The 16,131-nt window shown below is 63.8% G+C and carries 13 protein-coding genes and 1 pseudogene; 7 read left to right on the top strand and 7 right to left on the bottom strand.

The window, feature by feature from the left end:
* The 3 genes and pseudogenes from ABWP50_RS07360 to ABWP50_RS07350 form a co-directional block, all read right to left on the bottom strand.
* Positions 1-209: pseudogene (locus ABWP50_RS07360) on the bottom strand (cytochrome P450); the annotation flags it as partial.
* 13 nt (positions 210-222) lie between these two features.
* The gene (locus tag ABWP50_RS07355) at positions 223-681 is read right to left on the bottom strand and encodes a MarR family winged helix-turn-helix transcriptional regulator (RefSeq protein WP_353217347.1); all 459 of its coding nucleotides are present in this window, start codon (positions 679-681) and stop codon (positions 223-225) included.
* Between the two features lie 433 nt (positions 682-1,114).
* Positions 1,115-1,741 carry a histidine phosphatase family protein gene (locus ABWP50_RS07350; protein ID WP_353217346.1) on the bottom strand — a complete coding sequence of 209 codons (627 nt, stop codon included), beginning with the start codon at positions 1,739-1,741 and terminating at the stop codon, positions 1,115-1,117.
* A gap of 98 nt (positions 1,742-1,839) precedes the next feature.
* On the opposite strand from ABWP50_RS07350, the gene dnaN reads away from it, so the two are divergent.
* Positions 1,840-2,961, top strand: a complete 1,122-nt coding sequence (gene dnaN / locus ABWP50_RS07345; protein WP_353217345.1) for a DNA polymerase III subunit beta — start codon at positions 1,840-1,842, stop codon at positions 2,959-2,961.
* Between the two features lie 21 nt (positions 2,962-2,982).
* On the opposite strand, the gene ABWP50_RS07340 is transcribed toward dnaN, so the two are convergent.
* The 4 genes from ABWP50_RS07340 to ABWP50_RS07325 all read right to left on the bottom strand — a co-directional run bounded on the left by ABWP50_RS07340 (position 2,983) and on the right by ABWP50_RS07325 (position 9,466).
* A complete protein-coding gene (locus ABWP50_RS07340; RefSeq protein ID WP_353217363.1) occupies positions 2,983-3,849 on the bottom strand; it encodes a phosphodiesterase in 867 nt (288 codons plus the stop codon).
* Positions 3,850-3,985: 136 nt separating this feature from the next.
* Positions 3,986-5,977: a cytochrome c3 family protein gene (locus ABWP50_RS07335; RefSeq protein ID WP_353217344.1), complete on the bottom strand. Its 1,992-nt coding sequence runs from the start codon at positions 5,975-5,977 to the stop codon at positions 3,986-3,988.
* A gap of 37 nt (positions 5,978-6,014) precedes the next feature.
* Positions 6,015-6,923, bottom strand: coding sequence for a hypothetical protein (locus tag ABWP50_RS07330; RefSeq protein WP_353217343.1), 909 nt, complete (start codon positions 6,921-6,923; stop codon positions 6,015-6,017).
* Positions 6,923-9,466 (bottom strand): cyclic nucleotide-binding domain-containing protein, encoded by a 2,544-nt coding sequence (locus tag ABWP50_RS07325; protein WP_353217342.1) that lies wholly within the window; start codon positions 9,464-9,466, stop codon positions 6,923-6,925. The genes ABWP50_RS07330 and ABWP50_RS07325 overlap by 1 nt, the downstream gene beginning before the upstream one ends.
* A 147-nt stretch (positions 9,467-9,613) precedes the next feature.
* On the opposite strand from ABWP50_RS07325, the gene ABWP50_RS07320 reads away from it, so the two are divergent.
* The 6 genes from ABWP50_RS07320 to ABWP50_RS07295 all read left to right on the top strand — a co-directional run.
* Entirely contained in the window at positions 9,614-11,614 is a 2,001-nt protein-coding gene (locus tag ABWP50_RS07320; protein WP_353217341.1) for a heme lyase CcmF/NrfE family subunit, read from the top strand.
* A 10-nt stretch (positions 11,615-11,624) separates the two neighbouring features.
* Positions 11,625-12,167 carry a DsbE family thiol:disulfide interchange protein gene (locus tag ABWP50_RS07315; protein ID WP_353217340.1) on the top strand — a complete coding sequence of 181 codons (543 nt, stop codon included), beginning with the start codon at positions 11,625-11,627 and terminating at the stop codon, positions 12,165-12,167.
* Positions 12,164-12,625 (top strand): cytochrome c-type biogenesis protein, encoded by a 462-nt coding sequence (locus ABWP50_RS07310; RefSeq protein WP_353217339.1) that lies wholly within the window; start codon positions 12,164-12,166, stop codon positions 12,623-12,625. The genes ABWP50_RS07315 and ABWP50_RS07310 overlap by 4 nt, the downstream gene beginning before the upstream one ends.
* Before the next feature lie 9 nt (positions 12,626-12,634).
* Complete coding sequence (ccmI, locus tag ABWP50_RS07305; RefSeq protein WP_353217338.1) at positions 12,635-13,942, top strand: c-type cytochrome biogenesis protein CcmI; 1,308 nt, start codon at positions 12,635-12,637, stop codon at positions 13,940-13,942.
* A gap of 66 nt (positions 13,943-14,008) precedes the next feature.
* Positions 14,009-15,070 carry an AI-2E family transporter gene (locus ABWP50_RS07300; protein WP_353217337.1) on the top strand — a complete coding sequence of 354 codons (1,062 nt, stop codon included), beginning with the start codon at positions 14,009-14,011 and terminating at the stop codon, positions 15,068-15,070.
* Between the two features lie 78 nt (positions 15,071-15,148).
* Positions 15,149-16,131 (top strand): SGNH/GDSL hydrolase family protein (locus ABWP50_RS07295; RefSeq protein WP_353217336.1); only part of this gene is annotated, 983 nt, incomplete at its 3' end.

Here is a 16,131-nt window from a genome sequence, read left to right as displayed (position 1 = left end):
GATGAAAACAGCTGCGGAAGGCTCTCGATCTCGACAATGTCGTTGTAGCTGCTGACCGACCAATAAGGGCCGAACTGGCTGTGGGCGCAATAATGCACCGGCGCCTCGCGCCGCAGCCGATCGAAAATGGCGTGTATTGTCCCATCAGCAAAGCGGTCAGGACGTGCGGGATCGAGACTTTCGAGCGGTTCGAAGCTTTGTGTGGCCATGGCGAATGTTCCTTCAGGCGCGAATATTCTCGGCAATCCGGTCCAAAAAGCCCTCAAGCAGAGCGAGATCGGCAGGCGAAAAACCGGCGAACAACTGTTCATAGACCTCGTCAACGACGACCCTCAGCTCGGTGAGCAGTCGGCGGGCCTTGTCGGTGGCGACAATGCACCACACGCGCCGGTCGCCATCCTTTTGCCGGCGCGCCAAAAGGCCCTTGCGTTCAAGCGCATCGATAGCCTGCCCAACGCTCGCGCGCTCCACCTCAAGACAGCGGGAGAGCTCCGTCTGGGTCATGCCTTCCTTGCGAAGGACATAAGCCAGCAATCGCCACTGGGTGCGGCCAAGGTCATGGCCGTCCAATGCCTCATCGACAATTCGCCGAAGCTGGCGAGGCAAGTCTTCGAAGCGAAACGTCAAGGTATCGAGAGCGGTCGGAAAAGCGGCCTCGGTCACGGATGCAGCAAGCTTCATGCCGATAAACTATCGCGTATCGACATATTGTCAAGCACCTTACAATGTGGTCGCCTATCCAAAATTTGCAAATTTAAGCTTCACTTCGGGGTCTCGAATTACAACTTCGTCCACGTCTCGAGCGCCAACAAGCGACCGCAATGAAGGCGCGAAGCCGGTGGGCCGATACCCGGTGGTCGAAGGGTGACTTCTGGTATAAGCAGACACCACCGAGCCAAACGACGCTCGGTTAATAATATTTTGCGAGCTACCGTCAAACAGTTACGGAAGGGAAGGCGGCTTTCCACTACTCACCAGCCGGAACATGCCAATCAACTACCGCCTTAATTGCAGCCTTGTAGTTCGGCAAAAACAAAAATGGGTGCAGCAGGTCCGGCAAATTCTAAGTTACAAGGGACGACCCCTGCCCGCCGGAGGCCGCGTTGCCTTCAAATCACGCCGCCCGCGACACCGCTGCGCCGCTGCCGGTGTGGATCACCTGCTCGACGCCGCCGACGATGCGGAACACGGTGCCTTGCGGCGCGCGCGGGGCGACGGGGACGCCGTGCCAGTCTTCGCCGCCCACCAGCAGCCCGCGCAGCACGCCGGCGGTGATGCCGTGGCTGATGATCAGGGCTGGGCGCGCCGGGTTTAGTTCGGCCAGCCAATCGGTGAGGCGCGCCGCGATATCGGGATACCATTCGCCGTTTGGCGGCGGTTCGCAGAATTGGCCGCGTTCCGGGTCGATAATGGGGCGGCCAAGCTCGGCGGCAATATCGTGATACCAGCGGCCTTCCCACGCGCCGACGTCGATTTCGAGCAGGCGCGCGTCCTTGCGCCAACCGAAGAAATCGAGGCCGAGATGCTCGCTGACGATGGCGGCGGTTTGCTGGGTGCGGCCGGAGGGGGAGACCCACAGATCAAGATCGGGCGCTTCGCCGAGCGCGCTGCGCAGGGCGGCGCCCATGGCTTCGGCCTGGGCGATGCCGGCGCGGGTAAGCGGTGTGTGCGCGCCGTTGCCCTGCATGCGTGCGGCGGCGTTGAACACGGTTTCGGCGTGCCGAGCGATAATCAGATCCATGCCATTGCCTTCTGCCGCGAACGTTGCACATCGCCACTACCGCGCTGCGCCTGAATGGCTATAGTAGCCGGGAAATTCCAGCTGCAACAGGGATCAGGATGAAAGCCACCGTCGAACGTGCAACGCTGCTGAAGTGTCTGGGCCATATCCAGTCGGTGGTGGAGCGGCGCAACACCATCCCGATCCTGTCCAATGTGCTCATCGAAGCGCGGGCCGATGGCTTGCGGTTGATGGCCACCGATCTTGATCTGCAGGTGGTGGAAACCATCCCGGCGGCGATCGATATCAATGGCGCCACCACCGTATCGGCGCACACGCTGTTCGATATCGCCCGCAAGCTGCCGGAAGGCGCGCAGGTCGAGCTGGCGGTATCGGGGGAGCGGATGAGCGTGGTATCGGCGCGCAGCCGGTTCAGCCTGTCGACCCTGAAGCGCGATGATTTCCCGGTGATTGCCGAAACCGACCTGCCGGTGCGGTTCACGCTGTCGGCGGCTGATCTGAAGGAATTGATCGACGCGACGAAGTTTGCGATTTCGACCGAGGAAACCCGCTATTATCTGAATGGCATTTATCTGCATGCCACGGCTGGCCCGTCACCGCGGCTGCGCGCTGTGGCCACCGATGGCCACCGCCTGGCGCGGATCGAGCTTGATCTGCCGGACGGCGCCGCCGATATGCCCGGCGTGATCGTGCCGCGCAAATGCGTGAACGAAGTGCGCAAGTTGCTGGATGAGATGGCCGGCGATGCACCGGTGGAAATCAGCCTGTCGCCGGCCAAGATCCGTTTCAAGTTCTCAGGTGATTCCACCCTGACCAGCAAGCTGATCGATGGCACCTTCCCCGATTACAGCCGGGTGATACCCACCGCCAACGACAAATTGCTCAAAATCGATGCGCGCAGCTTGGCCGAAGGCGTCGATCGGGTGGCGGCCATCGCGACCACTGAAAAAACCCGCGCTGTGAAAATCGCGCTGGGGCCAGACAAGGTGACTTTGTCGGTCACCAGCCCGGAAAATGGCACCGCTTCCGAGGAAGTTTCGGCCGATTACGGCGCGGAGGCCATGGAAGTGGGCTTCAACTATCGGTATTTGCTGGATATTTTGGCGCAAGTTGGTGCCGATCAGGTCGATATGCACCTGGCCGATGCTTCGGCGCCGACTTTGATCCGCAAGAACGACGAATCGCGGGCGCTTTATGTGCTGATGCCGATGCGGGTGTAAGGGCGCGCACGCCGGCGCGCCTCAATGCGCGCCCCAGTGCGCGCCGATCCGCTCCGACAGGATGTGCTGCACTGTGGGCTGCATGCGGCTGTTGTAGCGGGCCAGCACGGGGTGATCGCCGCCGGTGCCATAGTGGGTGAGCAGGTCGCGCCCGGTCCAGTAATGCAGGGCAAATCCTGGCGCTTCGGCAACGATCATGTCGCGGCCATCGGGGTGCTCCGGATCGATCTCGCGAAAGTCGATGGCAACCTGCGGTCCGCTCGACGGGCACACGGCCAGCGTGGTGCCGTGCCAGCTGGTGACGATGGCGCGGTGGAGATGGCCGGTGATCATGCGGATGATGTGGGGATGGCGTTCAACCACCACCGCCAGCCGGTGCACCCAGGGCGCATCCAGATCCTCGGTCATCCAGCCGTTGCCGGTTTCAATCGGCGGGTGGTGCAGCACCAGGATGGTCGGCCGCGTGTCACTGGCCAGCGTATCATCAAGCCAGGCCGCCTGGTCGGCTGAAAATGCGCCGCCATGCTGGCCCTCCGCCAGCGTATCGAGCACCACGAAGCGCAGCGCTCCCTGGACGAAGGCATATTGCACATGGCCGGTCGCCGTGACCGGCACATCCGGAAACACACTGCGAAAATGGCCACGATCGTCGTGATTGCCCAGCGCGAAATAGACTGGAAACGGCAGCCGCTCGATCACGGTTTTCAGCGTCTGATAGGATGCGATGGTGCCGTGTTCGGTGAGATCGCCTGTCGCCAGCAGCAAATCAGGTTGCGGAGTCAGGGCAAGCAACGACTCCAGCACCTCATCGAAGCGCTTGCGATTCAGCTCAGCCGGATCATCGGGCTGAAAGCCGAGATGGATATCGGTCACCTGGGCAATGAGCATTGCAGGCGGCATCACTGGCAACATCATCGCACCCTTACCAGCCGCACCTGCTTGGCGGCAGCTTGTTGCAAGTCAGATACGCAAACACTGGCCGATCTGATGCAAGCCACGCGCTGGCAGGCGGCCAGAGCTTGCATCAGGAACGGCCAGACGAGACGCGGGTTGCGGTGCGCGTTGCAATTCGGGCTGCAACCCGTGTTGGTGGTGCGGCGTCGCCATGCCCAGCCGGCAATGGCGCGGTGGCATCGCTGCCTTCGTGGAAGCCGTGGCATGTGTCACAGCTGTCGCCGGCCTTGGCGGCGGTGGGCAGCAGGCTCTTGGCCGGCGCACCGTGACATTCGCGGCAATTGCCGACACCGGGGATCAGCACATCCGATGCCAATTTCGATTTCATAACGCCGGTGTGGCAGGCCACGCACGCGGCGTCGCCGGTCTTGCCGTCATAGCTTTTGTGCTGGCCGTGCGGGAATTGGCCCTTCGGCAGATAATGATCGTTGATCGATACCGGCGCAATCGCAAAGCGCCGGGTGATATCGGCGGCGCCGGTATTGGATACCAGGTGACAATCGGCGCAGATACCCGTGCCGGGGCCGCCGGCTGTTGTTGCGAGGCCGCCAGTGAACACTGCCTGCACAGCAGCATTGGCGCGCTGCCGGGCATCGCCGATGTCGCCGACGCGAAATTGTGCGGCTTCCACTTCGGCCATGCGTCCCGGCAACCGGCGTTCAAAGGCGATGCGCTGCACACCGGCGCGGGGCGCAATGGCCTGTGACAGATAGAAATCACGAACGATGCCGGCCACCTGGCCTGGCTTGCCATGGGGCAGTGTGCGGATCGTGTCACCGTCGCGGGCAAAGGCGAGATCATGGCACTCACCGCAATTTGCTTCCATCTCGATCGGCTTGAAACGCAGTTTGTCACTGTCGGGCTGGTGGCAATAGCTGCACGGCAGAGAACCATCCGAACTGGTGGGCAGGCCTTGTTTCTGTGCCATGTTGGCCACCGAATTGCGGTTTGATTGATGAATATCGTGCGGATAGATCAGGCCGGATTGCTCGCGCGCGCCGGTCAGGACAGCGCGGCGGAATTGCGGCGTATCCACTGCCGGCACCGCAACCAGAGTCGCGCGGAAATCGGGGTGTTTGGGCCAATTTTGCACATTCACCACTTTGGTGTCGCGCAGGCGTGATGACATGCCATCGTGGCAATCGGTGCAATAATTTTCGGCCACGGTCATCACCGTGGCTTCGCCTTCATGCTCCTTGTGGCAGCTGGTGCAGCGGCCTTGCGGCAGATTGAAAGCCTTGTGCGCAGTGCCGATCACCCCGGTTTCGGGCATCAGGCTGGTGGCCAACCGCGCTGGCTTGGCATGCTCCGGCAAGGCGGCGGGCGTGTGGCATGCCTGGCAGCTGCTGTCGGTCACCGACACAAAGGCCTTGTCGTGGCAGGCGCCGCAATTGTTGGACAGGCTGGCATGGGCATTGGACAACGTGCCGGTGGACCAGAATTCATCGGCAGCCGGGCCGCCGGTGGGGATCGCGCGCGGCGCCGCCACCTGCAGCCCGAAGGCGCGGGGCTGTTGGCTGGGCCGGCCCGCCTCGGCCAGCATTTCGCGCGGCAGCACGGCGCGGCCTTCGCCCATGAAGTGCAGAAGCGGCAGGATCAACATGACGATCAGCACGGCCAGCGCGCCGGCCCACGCCAGGCGGCGGCGGGTCGGCATCGCACCTTGCAGCGAAAAGATTGATGTTTCGTGGGTGGCATCGGCGCTGTCCACCGGCGCGATCACGCGCTGCGCAGTCACGGCCACGGCGCCATCTTCGCCGGCAGACAGCGACAGCCGGAACGGGCCAATATCGATATCGGGTGCATCTGCCAGCGCGACATCGGCGCGGGTGACAAACTTGCCGGCTACCTGCATGGGCACGCCGCCCGTGGCCTCAACCGACACACGGCCCGGCGCAATTTGTACCAGCCGGGCATGGCGCAGCATCACGGCCAGATCGGCCAGCTGGATATCGCAATCCGTGCCGCGGCCAACGCTGATTTCGCCCGTTACCAGCGTGCGTGTGCGAATGATGTCGCCGCCGTCGGCGCGCTTGGCCACCTGGCGGATAATGAAGCTCATGATCTGGCCCCCGCAATCAACGGCATCGGCATCGCCATCACCAGTACAGAAACACGGACAGAATGTGGGCCAGCAACGCTGCAATCAGCGCCATGGTGACCGGCACATGGATATACAGCCACAATTCCAATTGGGATTTCATGCGGATATGCCGGCGCGCCTGGCGCAAGGCCGCATCCTTGCGTTCCAGCAGAAATTCGATTTGCTGCACCCGTTCATCAGCGCGGCCCGCGCGCATGCCGGTCATCAGCCGGTCCGAAATCGCTGCCAGTGCCCGGGCATTGCCATCGTTTGCGTAATTGCCGGTCAGGCGCCGCACCAGCGATCCTGCAATGTGCGTTTGTTCCAGGCTCAGCCGCACCAGCGCCGCGTCTTCCGGCCCCAGCGGCTGGGCTGCGCTGTCGAGCTGGCGATCCAGGGTGCGTATGGCCTCCAGCATCTGCAACTGGGTAACCTCGCCGCGATTGGCAGACAGTTTTTCCGGCAAACTGGCATAAAGGCTGATGCCCCACAGGCCCGAAATGATCACGATCATCATCAGCGCCCACGCCAGTGTGTGGACATTCAGGCCAAGCTGAAACCCTGTGTGCAATGTGCCGATCACGATCAGCGACAGGCCCAGATAGACATGGGCGCTGGTCCAGCCCTTCAGGCTGAACGGTTTGGAACCAATCACCCGCTTGCGCACGCCAAGCAGGCTGAGCCAGACGATCATGCCGGCGCCAATGGTGCCGAGTAGATAACCGAGCCAAGTGCCGCCATTGTGCCGCGGCTGCGGATCGGTGAGCAGATAGGCGGCCAGCGCCACCAGCGACAGCGTGCCGGCCACCTTGGCCCAGCGTCCGCGGCGGTGGGTCAGGAAGCCTTCGTGCGCCACGTCACGCGGCGCGCGCTTCACGGCCTTGCCAGTCATCGCCTTGCGGGCTGCGGGAGCGTTGCTGGCCATTAGTTGCCATCCCGTCCCATCAGCGCCACGCTCAGGAATTGCTCAGGCGACACGCGGATGGCAGCGCCGGTCGGGCAGGCGCGCACGCAGGCCGGGCCGCCGGACTGGCCCGAACACATGTCGCACTTGATCGCCTTCTTGGGCTTTTCAGCGTAGGCGGGATCGTGCTTCTTTGACCATTTGTAGGCGGGCTCGCCGGGGCCGGGGCCGCTGCCAAACAGGAACCAGCTGAGCAGCCATGGTTTCTTGGGCGGCACCTTGTCCATGCGAATGACGCCATAGGGGCAATTGCGCTGGCAATTGCCGCAGCCGATGCAGGTCTCGTCGATATAGACTTCGCCGGTCGGGCCGCGGTGGATGGCATTTGGCGGGCAATCGGCCATGCAATGCGGGTGCTCGCAATGCCGGCAGCTGGTGGGCACGTGCAGATGCGCGTAAGTGCGCCCGGCTTCGCGGTCGAGCCGTGACAGGCCGTCGTGAGTATCAGCGCAGGCCTTTTCGCAGTTGTCACAACCCACGCAGAGTTTTTCATCGATCAGCAGCACATCGGTCGCTTCGCCAACGCCCTGCTCCACCAGGAAATTGGCGACGCCGGTGTACATGTCGACCACCGAGGAGAAACTGTCCTTCTTGGATTCGATGAAATTGTTGAGTGACACGCGCGACGCCATTTCGCCGCGCAACTTATCCAGCAACTGCGGCCGGGATGCCAGCAAGGCCCGGAACGGTTCGCCTGACAAGCGGATCACGTCGCTCTTGATGGCCGCGCGGACCGTAGCACTGCGCGGTGCGCCATCAATCACGCCCATTTCGCCAACGAACGATCCCGCCGGCACATAGCTGAGGAACACGGATTTGCCGCCGATCGACTTTTCAACCACCATCGATCCCGATCGGATGATGTAGATGTCGTCGCCGGTTTCGCCTTCCTTGATGATGGCCTGGCCCGCACGCACGGTTTCCACCGTTGACGCGGCAATCACATCGACCAGATCGGCCGGCGCCAGCCCGGATTTGAAAATCTGCAGCAGGCTGCGTTCGGTGCTGATGCGGGTGATTTCGCGCGCGGCCGATGGTACCTGGCTCATCAGCTTCAGGGCGGCATTGCGGCTGATCTCCACCAGCACACAATCGCTACCGGCCCGGATCGTGGCGCCGCGCCGCCGGCCGGAAATCAGGCCGACTTCGCCAAAGATCGTGCCGGCATCAATTGGCACAGTGACCGACGAATCAGTCGGGTTCACTTCGACTAGCACCTGGCCTTGCGCGATGCCGAACAGCGATGATCCTGGCGCATTGCGTTCAAAGATCACCTCGCCGGCGCGGTAGGCCCTCACGGTGGAATCGAGCATGAATTCCCGCATCTGCAGGCTGCTCATCCCGTTCAGGATCGACACGCTGGTGCGCAGATATTCCAGCCATTCCGCCACACTGCGCTTACCCTGAGGGCCATTGGGAAGGCCGGCCAGCTTGGCCTCAAGGATCGGTTCATCGGCAGGTTTCAGATCGAGATTGCCGTTGATGAACTCCACGACATCGTGGCCCTGGTTCATGCAATGCTTGATCAGCGGATAGCCCGCGAGCGCGCCGACCACATAGATGCTCGGCGCGGTCGATTCGAACGTCGCGGACAATTTGGGAAACGCCAGCCGGTCGTTGGATGCAAATTCGATGCCGCAGCCTTCCACAAAGCTGCGCGGCGGCGCCGAACCGATGCGGGCGATAATCCGGTCGCAGCGCGCCCGCACTTCGCCGTCGCGGGTCTCCAGCGTGATGTAGCCGGGCTCCACTTGCGTGGTGTTGGCTTCGGCCAATATGCTCATGCGGCCGGAATCGCGTGCTGCCATCAGCGCCTTGACGTTGGCATCCTTGGCGGTGGGAAAATCCGCCGTCCGATTGACCAGGGTCACCGTGTTGTTCTGGGCAGGATCGGCAGCAAGGCCCAGCGCGTTTTCGATGCCGGCATCACCGCCGCCGATCACGAAAATATGCTCGTCGGTGTAAGCGGTGGGATCGTCGAGCTGGTATTGCACATGGCCCACATTGCCGCCGGGGCAGCCCATCAGATTGGGATTGCCCTGCGTGCCGATCGCAATGATCACAGTGTCGGCGATGATGTCCTCGCCATTTGTCAGGGTAAGGCGATACGGCGGCGCGCGGCGCTGCATTTCGATGGTTTCGCTGGTGCCGTCGCGCTTGCGGCTGACGATCTTCATGATCGAACCGGGAATGGGATCGCCAGTGCCAACAATCGCCTTCACTTCGGCGTGATATTTCACCTGCACCTGCGCGGCTGTGCTCTGTTCGGTCCAGGTGCCCAGCACGACCTCGCGTTTGCCGGCGTCAAAATCCAGCGGCGAGCGCAGCACCAGTTGTGACGGCGTCGCCATCACGTGCTTGCCCTTTTGATATTTGTAGATCGTGTCAGACAGGTGGTCGGTTTTTTCGAGCAGCACGTGGCTCAAGCCCAGCCGTGCCGCGTGGGCTGCTGCCGACAGGCCAGCGGGGCCGGACCCCACGATTGCGATGCGATACGTCGTCACAACGGCTTTGCCCCCCGGATCAAGCCTATCCCTGTGTCAATCACCGGGATAACTACTAGCATCTTGGAACGCATCGGCTAGAGCAAGAATTGCGATTGTGCCGAATTATCCAGCATTTCGTCATTGCCCCCGGGAGAAGGTCTGCTCATGCTTGCCGAAATCGGCCATTTTGCCCTGATCCTGGCGCTGCTGGTGGCTGCGGCGCAGGCCATTTTGCCGATGATCGGTGCGGCGCGCGGCGACGCGGCGTTGATGGCCTTCGGGCGCAGCGCGGCCGGCTTGCAGGCGATTTTGATCATCCTCAGCTTTGGCTGCCTGATGATCCTGTTCGGACAGTCTGATTTTTCGGTGGCGCTGGTGGCCAATCACTCGGCCCTGTCGCAGCCGTTGCCGTACCGGCTGGCGGCCACATGGGGCAATCACGAAGGCTCGATGCTGCTGTGGGTGCTGGTGCTGTCGATCTATGGGACCGGCATTGCGCATTTCGGCGACAATCTGCGCGCCACGCTCCAGGCCCGGGTGCTCAGCGTGCAGGCCATGATATCGGTGGCGTTTCTGTCTTTTGCGCTGTTCACGTCCAATCCGTTTGCGCGGCTGATCCCGGCGCCGCTGGATGGCACGGAATTGAATCCGCTGCTGCAAGACCCCGGCATCGTGTTTCACCCGCCGTTGCTTTATCTTGGCTATGTTGGCTTTTCGGTGACCTTCAGCTTTGCGGTGGCGGCCTTGATGGAGGGCCGGGCCGATCCGGCATGGGCGCGCTGGATGCGGCCGTGGGTGCTGGCGGCGTGGGTGCCGCTCACCTGCGGCATCGCGCTGGGCAGCTTCTGGGCCTATTATGAATTGGGCTGGGGTGGCTGGTGGTTCTGGGATCCAGTGGAAAATGCAAGCTTCATGCCGTGGCTGCTTGGCACGGCGCTGCTGCATTCGGCGATTGTCACTGAAAAGCGCGGCAGTCTCGCCGGCTGGACGATCCTGCTGTCCATATTGGCATTTTCGCTGTCGCTGATCGGCACATTCCTCGTGCGGTCGGGCATTCTCACCTCAGTGCATGCCTTTGCGGTCGATCCCGAACGCGGCGTGTATATTCTGGCCATGATTATCTGCTCCACGGGCACCGCTCTGGCGCTGTTTGCCGCGCGAGCGCCGATGCTGCGGTCTGGCGCGATGTTCGGCAGTGTCAGCCGCGAATCGGGCCTTACCCTCAACAATTTGTTGCTGATGGCGCTCACGGCGGTGGTGTTTCTGGGCACATTCTATCCGGTGATCATGGAGGCGGTGTCGCCGACCAACAAGATTTCGGTGGGGCCGCCCTATTATAATCTGGTGTTCGCGCCGCTGGTGATCCCGCTGCTGATCCTGGTCACCGTCGGGCCGGTGCTGGCCTGGAAGCGTGATGATCTGCGCCGTGTTGGCGGCAAATTGTGGGTGCCGGCCGTGCTGGTGCTGGTGTTGCTGGCCGGGCTGACCGCGCAGATGGGCACCGCGAAAGCGGCGTCGGCGCTCGGCCTGGCAGTGGGCGCATGGCTCATTCTGGGCGCTGTGCTGGTGCTGGCGCGGCGCTGGCGCGGTGCAAACGGCTTTTCGTGGCGCCTGGTACGCACCACGCCGGCGGCGACCATCGGGCTGGTGCTGGCACACGCCGGGCTGGGTGTAACCGCTGCCGGTATTTCGGCGATGGGCGCGTTTTCTGCCGAGAAAATCCTGGTGATGCGCCCCGGCGAAACCGTTCAGGCCGGGCCGCTTTCGGTCACCATGATCGGCGTCGGCGAAGTGGACGGCGCCAATTACCGCGCGCTGCGGGCGCAATTCACTGTGACCCAATATGGCAGCCCCGCCACGCTGTTTTCCGAACGGCGCCTTTATACGGTGTCCGGCAATCAGACCACCGAAGCCGGCATCAATCCCCGGTTGCTCGGCAATCAATATATCGCGATTGGCGACACGCAGGCGGATGCACGCGGGCCGGGACTGGTGGTGCGCATCTACTGGCATCCGCTGGTAGGCTGGATCTGGTTTGGCGGGCTGATGATGGCCATGGGCGGCACAGCGTCGCTGGCTGACCGGCGGTTCCGCATCGGCGCGCCGCAAGTGCGTGTGCCACTTGCGCTATCCCCCCTTGCGCCCGCAATTGTTCCGGCCGAATAGGCGCATCGTCATGGAGCGCCTGATCTTCATCCTGCCGGTCATATTGTTTGCCGGGCTCGCAGCATTTCTGGGCTTTGGCCTGACGCAAGACCCGAAATCGCTGCCCAGCCAGTTGATCGATCGCCCGCTACCGGCCTTCGTGCTGCCCGGCATCGCTGCGCAGGATGGCGGCGGGGCTGGATTTGCCAGCGCCAGCTTCAGGGGTGAGCCGCGCCTGCTCAACATCTGGGCAAGCTGGTGTGCGGCTTGCCCGCAGGAGCATCCGGTGCTGGAGCGGATCGCAGCCGAAGGCTTCCCGGTTTATGGCATCGCCTGGAAGGACAAGCCGGCCGACAGCCGCATGTGGCTGGCGCGCTACGGCAATCCCTATGCTGGCGTGGCAGCCGATGAAGCGGGCCGCACCGCCATCGATCTGGGCGTGACCGGCGTGCCGGAAACCTTCATCGTCGACAAGCGCGGCCGGGTTCGCTTCAAGCAGATCGGTCCGATCAGCCCCGAAGTTTGGGAAGGCCAGATCAGGCCGCTGATGCAGCAATTGCGAGCCGAAGCATGAGGCGTCTGCTGATTGCCGTATCGCTGCTGCTTGCGGCGCCCGCAGCCGCCGTGCTGCCCGACGAAGTTCTGCCCGATGCAACGCAGGAGGCGCGGGCGCGCGGCCTGAGCAAGGATTTGCGCTGCGTTGTCTGTCAGAACCAGTCCATCGACGATAGCAGTGCGCCGCTGGCGCGCGACATGCGGGTGCTCGTGCGCGAACAGATCGCGGCGGGCAAAACCGACGCGCAGGTGCGCGACTATCTGGTCGAACGCTACGGCAATTTCGTGTTGCTGCAGCCGCCCGTCGAAGCGGACACGTTGCTGCTGTGGGTTGGTCCGTTTGCCGTGCTGCTGCTGGGCGGGGCTGGCCTGATCTGGTGGCAGCGCCGCCGGCCAGCAGTGCCGGCGGGCAGTGACGCCCCGCTGTCCGTTACCGAACGCGACGAGCTCGACCGCTTGTCCGGCCCTTCCAACTGAGTTTTTGCAATGACGTTGTGGATCATCCTGACTGCGCTTGCGGCGCTGGCTGCGGCCTGGCTCACCATTCCGTTGGTCCGCCGCCAGGAATCCCGCGTGGATGCCCGCGCCGCCACCATCGCCGTGCTGAAGGACCAGCTGGCCGATATCGATGTGCAGCTGGCCACTGGCAGCATCCAGCCCGGCGAAGCCGAAGGCCTGCGCAACGAATTGCGCCGGCGCTTGCTGGCGGCCGGCCATATCCCTGCCGAGCTTGATCGCACCCTGGGCCAGAAATCACTGTCCGGCGTGGCGCTTGGCCTTGCCGGGATGGTCGCGGTGGCAGCAGCGGCGCTTTATGCCAGCATGGGCCAGCCGGAATTGGCCAGCGGCGCGGCTGGCCCGGCGGCGCCGCCAGAATCTGGCCAGTTGGCCGCTGCTGGGCCGGCGGCTGGTCAGGCCGCTCCGGGCGCGCCGCCGCCTTCGGCCGAAGTCACGCAGCTGATCACCGGCCTCGAAGCCAAGATGCAATCGACCCCAAACGATCCCGAAGGCTGGCGCATGCTGGGCTGGAGCTATTTTCAAACCGCTCGCTACACCGACGCTGCCAAAGCCTATGCCCGGGCCATCGCCATCAAGCCTGACGGCATCGGCTTTCAATCGGCCTATGGCGAGGCGCTGGTGCAGGAAGCCGGCGGCCAAGTCACGCCGGCCTCCGCCGCGGCCTTTGAACGCGCGGCCCAGCAAGACGGCGCCGATGCACGCGCACGCTATTTCCTGGCCGTGCGCAAATCCGAAACCGGGGATCGCGCCGGCGCCATCAATGACTGGTTGACGCTGCTGGCCGATTCGCCTGCGGATGCGCCGTGGCTGCCGCAATTGCGCGGCGTGATCGAACAAACCGCGCAGGCTGGCGGCATCAACATCGCGGCGCGGCTGGCTGCCACCCGGCCGATCGGCAATGCCAGCGTGCCCGGCGTGCCGGTGCCGGCGGCTTCGGCTGCTGCGGCGACCAGTGTGGCTGGCCCGGTGGCGGCTGCGGCAGGCCCGCCGGCCGGCGTGATGCCCAGCCCCAGCCGCGATCAGGTCCAGGCCGCCCAGAAAATGGCGCCAGCCGATCAGCAAGCCATGATCCGCGGCATGGTGGAGCGGCTGGCTGACCGCCTGAAATCCAATCCAAAGGACGAAGCCGGCTGGCTGCGCCTGATGCGCGCCCGGCAAGTGCTGAACGATTTGCCAGCGGCCCGTGCCGCGCGCGATTCGGCCTTGGCAGCATTTCGCGGCGACGCAGGCGCGCAGGGCCGCATCAGGGCGGCCGCAGCTGAAATGGCGCTTTGATCGCGTGATGTTCATGGTCTGGCTGGCCGCTTGGCAATGCCCGTTGCCGCAGCCATGGTGCGTCGCATGACTATACCCGTCACGCCGCCATCCTTGCCGCCCCCATCGCTGGACGATTCTGGCCGGTGGTTCCGGCGGACGCTGGCGGTCATGGCCGGCGCGGCGCTGGCATTGATCCTGTGGCAGTTGCAGCAATTGCTGCTGGTGTTGTTTGCGGCCGCGCTGGTTGGCTTGATGTTGAGCGAATTTGCAGCTTTGTTGCAGCGCCGGCTGCGCCTGCCATTCGCATTGGCGCTGGCAGCCGCAATATTGATCCCGCTGGCGATTTTGGCACTGGTGTTTGGCTTGTTCGGCTCGCTGATGGTCGAACAGTTCCTGCTGTTGGCCGAACGCTTTCCGGAAGCGGTCAACAGTGTGGAGGCTTTGGCGCGAGGCAACCCGATCGGCCGCGAAGTGCTGGCGCGGATCGGGGCCTTTGCGCCCAGCATGCCGCAAGTGGCTGGTATTTTGCAGGGTGCGCTGTCCAATGTCGGTTCGGCGTTCACCGGGCTGGCGGTGGTGCTGGTTGCGGCCTTGTATCTGGCGGCGCAGCCGCGCCTGTATGTCGATGGGCTGATTGCCATGCTGCCGGCCGCTGCGCAGCCGCGCGCGGCTGAAACCGTGGCGGCGGTGCGCGATGCCCTCACGGCCTGGCTGAAGGGGCAGGCCATCGGCATGGCCTTTGTTGCCGGCGGGACATCGGCAGGGCTGGCGCTGGTCGGGCTGCCATCACCGCTGGCCATCGGGTTGGTGGCTGGCCTTTGTGAATTCGTGCCCTATCTGGGCGTGGTGCTGGTGTCGGTGCCCACTGTGATCCTTGGCTTTGGCCAGGGGGTGGAAAGCGGCATTTTCACTATTGTCGTGCTGGTCGTGGTGCAGCAGCTGCAGGGCAATGTAGTGATGCCAATAGCCCAAAGCCGCTTTGGTGATCTGCCGCCGGTGTTGACGTTGTTCAGCCTGATTGCGGCGGGCACGCTGCTTGGTCCGCTTGGCGTGGTGCTGGCGGTGCCGATGACGGTGGTGGGCATGGCGCTGCTCAAATTGCGGCTGGCGGAACTGGGCCGGAGGTCGCCGCTAACTGGCGGCTAACGCACGCTTGCACGGCAGCGCGGTGCGTGTATCAGCCCGGCTCTCCCACCTGCCTTTTCCCCCATACTTCGGTTTCGCATGTCACAGCATCCTGCCCTTGTGTTTATTGATCGTACCGCCGTGTTGTTTTGCGGCGTGGCGGCCGGCATTGCCATCGGCCTTGCGTTTGCACCGCAAATCAGTGGGCAAATCAGCGCGCTGGTTGGCGATGGCCCGGCTGGGCTGCAATCCGATGTGCCAGACGATTTTCTAGCAGCCCCCGCACCCGGCACTTCGCCGGGTGGCCCGGCATTGCCAGCCAGCGTTGCCAATGCCGGGCGCGTGCCGGCCGGCTTGGCGCGCGCGGTGGCGGCTGGCCGGCCGTTTCGCATCGGGGTGTTTGGCGACAGTTTTGGCGATGGCCTGTGGGCGGCACTCTACAATCAATTGCCGCGCCGCGAAGCCTTTCAGGTGCTGCGCTATTCCCAGCAAGCCACTGGTTTCACGCGCTACCGCCAGACCAATCTGCAAGACCAGCTTGCCGGCCAGCTTGCACAGGGCCCGGTGGATGTCGCGGTGATCAGCTATGGCGCCAATGATGTGCAGGGCCTTTTTGTCGATGGGCGGGTGGCACCCCTGCTGTCGCCCCGATGGCAGGGCGAAGTGACGGCGCGCATTACCCGCTATGTCGAAACCTTGCGCGCGCAAGGGGCAGCGGTGGTGTGGGTGGGCCTGCCGGTGATGCGCGATGCGCGATTTGATGAACAGATTCAGGGCCTTAATCGCTTTCATGCCCGCGTGATGGCGCAGCTGGGGGTGCCGTTCATCGATACGCGCGGCGCGGCAGTGGGCGCCGATGGCGGCTATGCCTCGCATCTACCCGATCCGCGCACCGGTGCACCCTGGCTGGTGCGCGCCGGTGATGGCATCCACATGAGCATGAAAGGCTATCGCCTGCTTACCGATACGCTGGCAGCGCGGCTGCGGGCGTGGGGGCAGGCGGCGCGCGGCGGCAGCGCCGTGCTGCCCCAACAGGTGCCACCGGTGCCGTCTGCTGTCCCGCCGGTGCCGTCTGCTGTCCC

Origin of the sequence: Sandarakinorhabdus sp., from assembly GCF_040398645.1 — a bacterium.
Taxonomy (GTDB): Bacteria; Pseudomonadota; Alphaproteobacteria; order Sphingomonadales; family Sphingomonadaceae; genus Sandarakinorhabdus.
The sequence above is the reverse complement of the archived record's forward strand: the minus strand, read 5'-3'. Positions and strand labels throughout refer to the sequence as shown.

Excerpts from the sequence above, each read along its gene's own strand:
- ABWP50_RS07355 (WP_353217347.1), bottom strand. The coding sequence starts at position 681 with ATGAAGCTTGCTGCATCCGTGACCGAGGCCGCTTTTCCGACCGCTCTC.
- ABWP50_RS07350 (WP_353217346.1), bottom strand. The coding sequence starts at position 1,741 with ATGGATCTGATTATCGCTCGGCACGCCGAAACCGTGTTCAACGCCGCC.
- dnaN (WP_353217345.1), top strand. The coding sequence starts at position 1,840 with ATGAAAGCCACCGTCGAACGTGCAACGCTGCTGAAGTGTCTGGGCCAT.
- ABWP50_RS07340 (WP_353217363.1), bottom strand. The coding sequence starts at position 3,849 with ATGCTCATTGCCCAGGTGACCGATATCCATCTCGGCTTTCAGCCCGAT.
- ABWP50_RS07335 (WP_353217344.1), bottom strand. The coding sequence starts at position 5,977 with ATGAGCTTCATTATCCGCCAGGTGGCCAAGCGCGCCGACGGCGGCGAC.
- ABWP50_RS07330 (WP_353217343.1), bottom strand. The coding sequence starts at position 6,923 with ATGGCCAGCAACGCTCCCGCAGCCCGCAAGGCGATGACTGGCAAGGCC.
- ABWP50_RS07320 (WP_353217341.1), top strand. The coding sequence starts at position 9,614 with ATGCTTGCCGAAATCGGCCATTTTGCCCTGATCCTGGCGCTGCTGGTG.
- ABWP50_RS07315 (WP_353217340.1), top strand. The coding sequence starts at position 11,625 with ATGGAGCGCCTGATCTTCATCCTGCCGGTCATATTGTTTGCCGGGCTC.
- ABWP50_RS07310 (WP_353217339.1), top strand. The coding sequence starts at position 12,164 with ATGAGGCGTCTGCTGATTGCCGTATCGCTGCTGCTTGCGGCGCCCGCA.
- ccmI (WP_353217338.1), top strand. The coding sequence starts at position 12,635 with ATGACGTTGTGGATCATCCTGACTGCGCTTGCGGCGCTGGCTGCGGCC.
- ABWP50_RS07300 (WP_353217337.1), top strand. The coding sequence starts at position 14,009 with ATGACTATACCCGTCACGCCGCCATCCTTGCCGCCCCCATCGCTGGAC.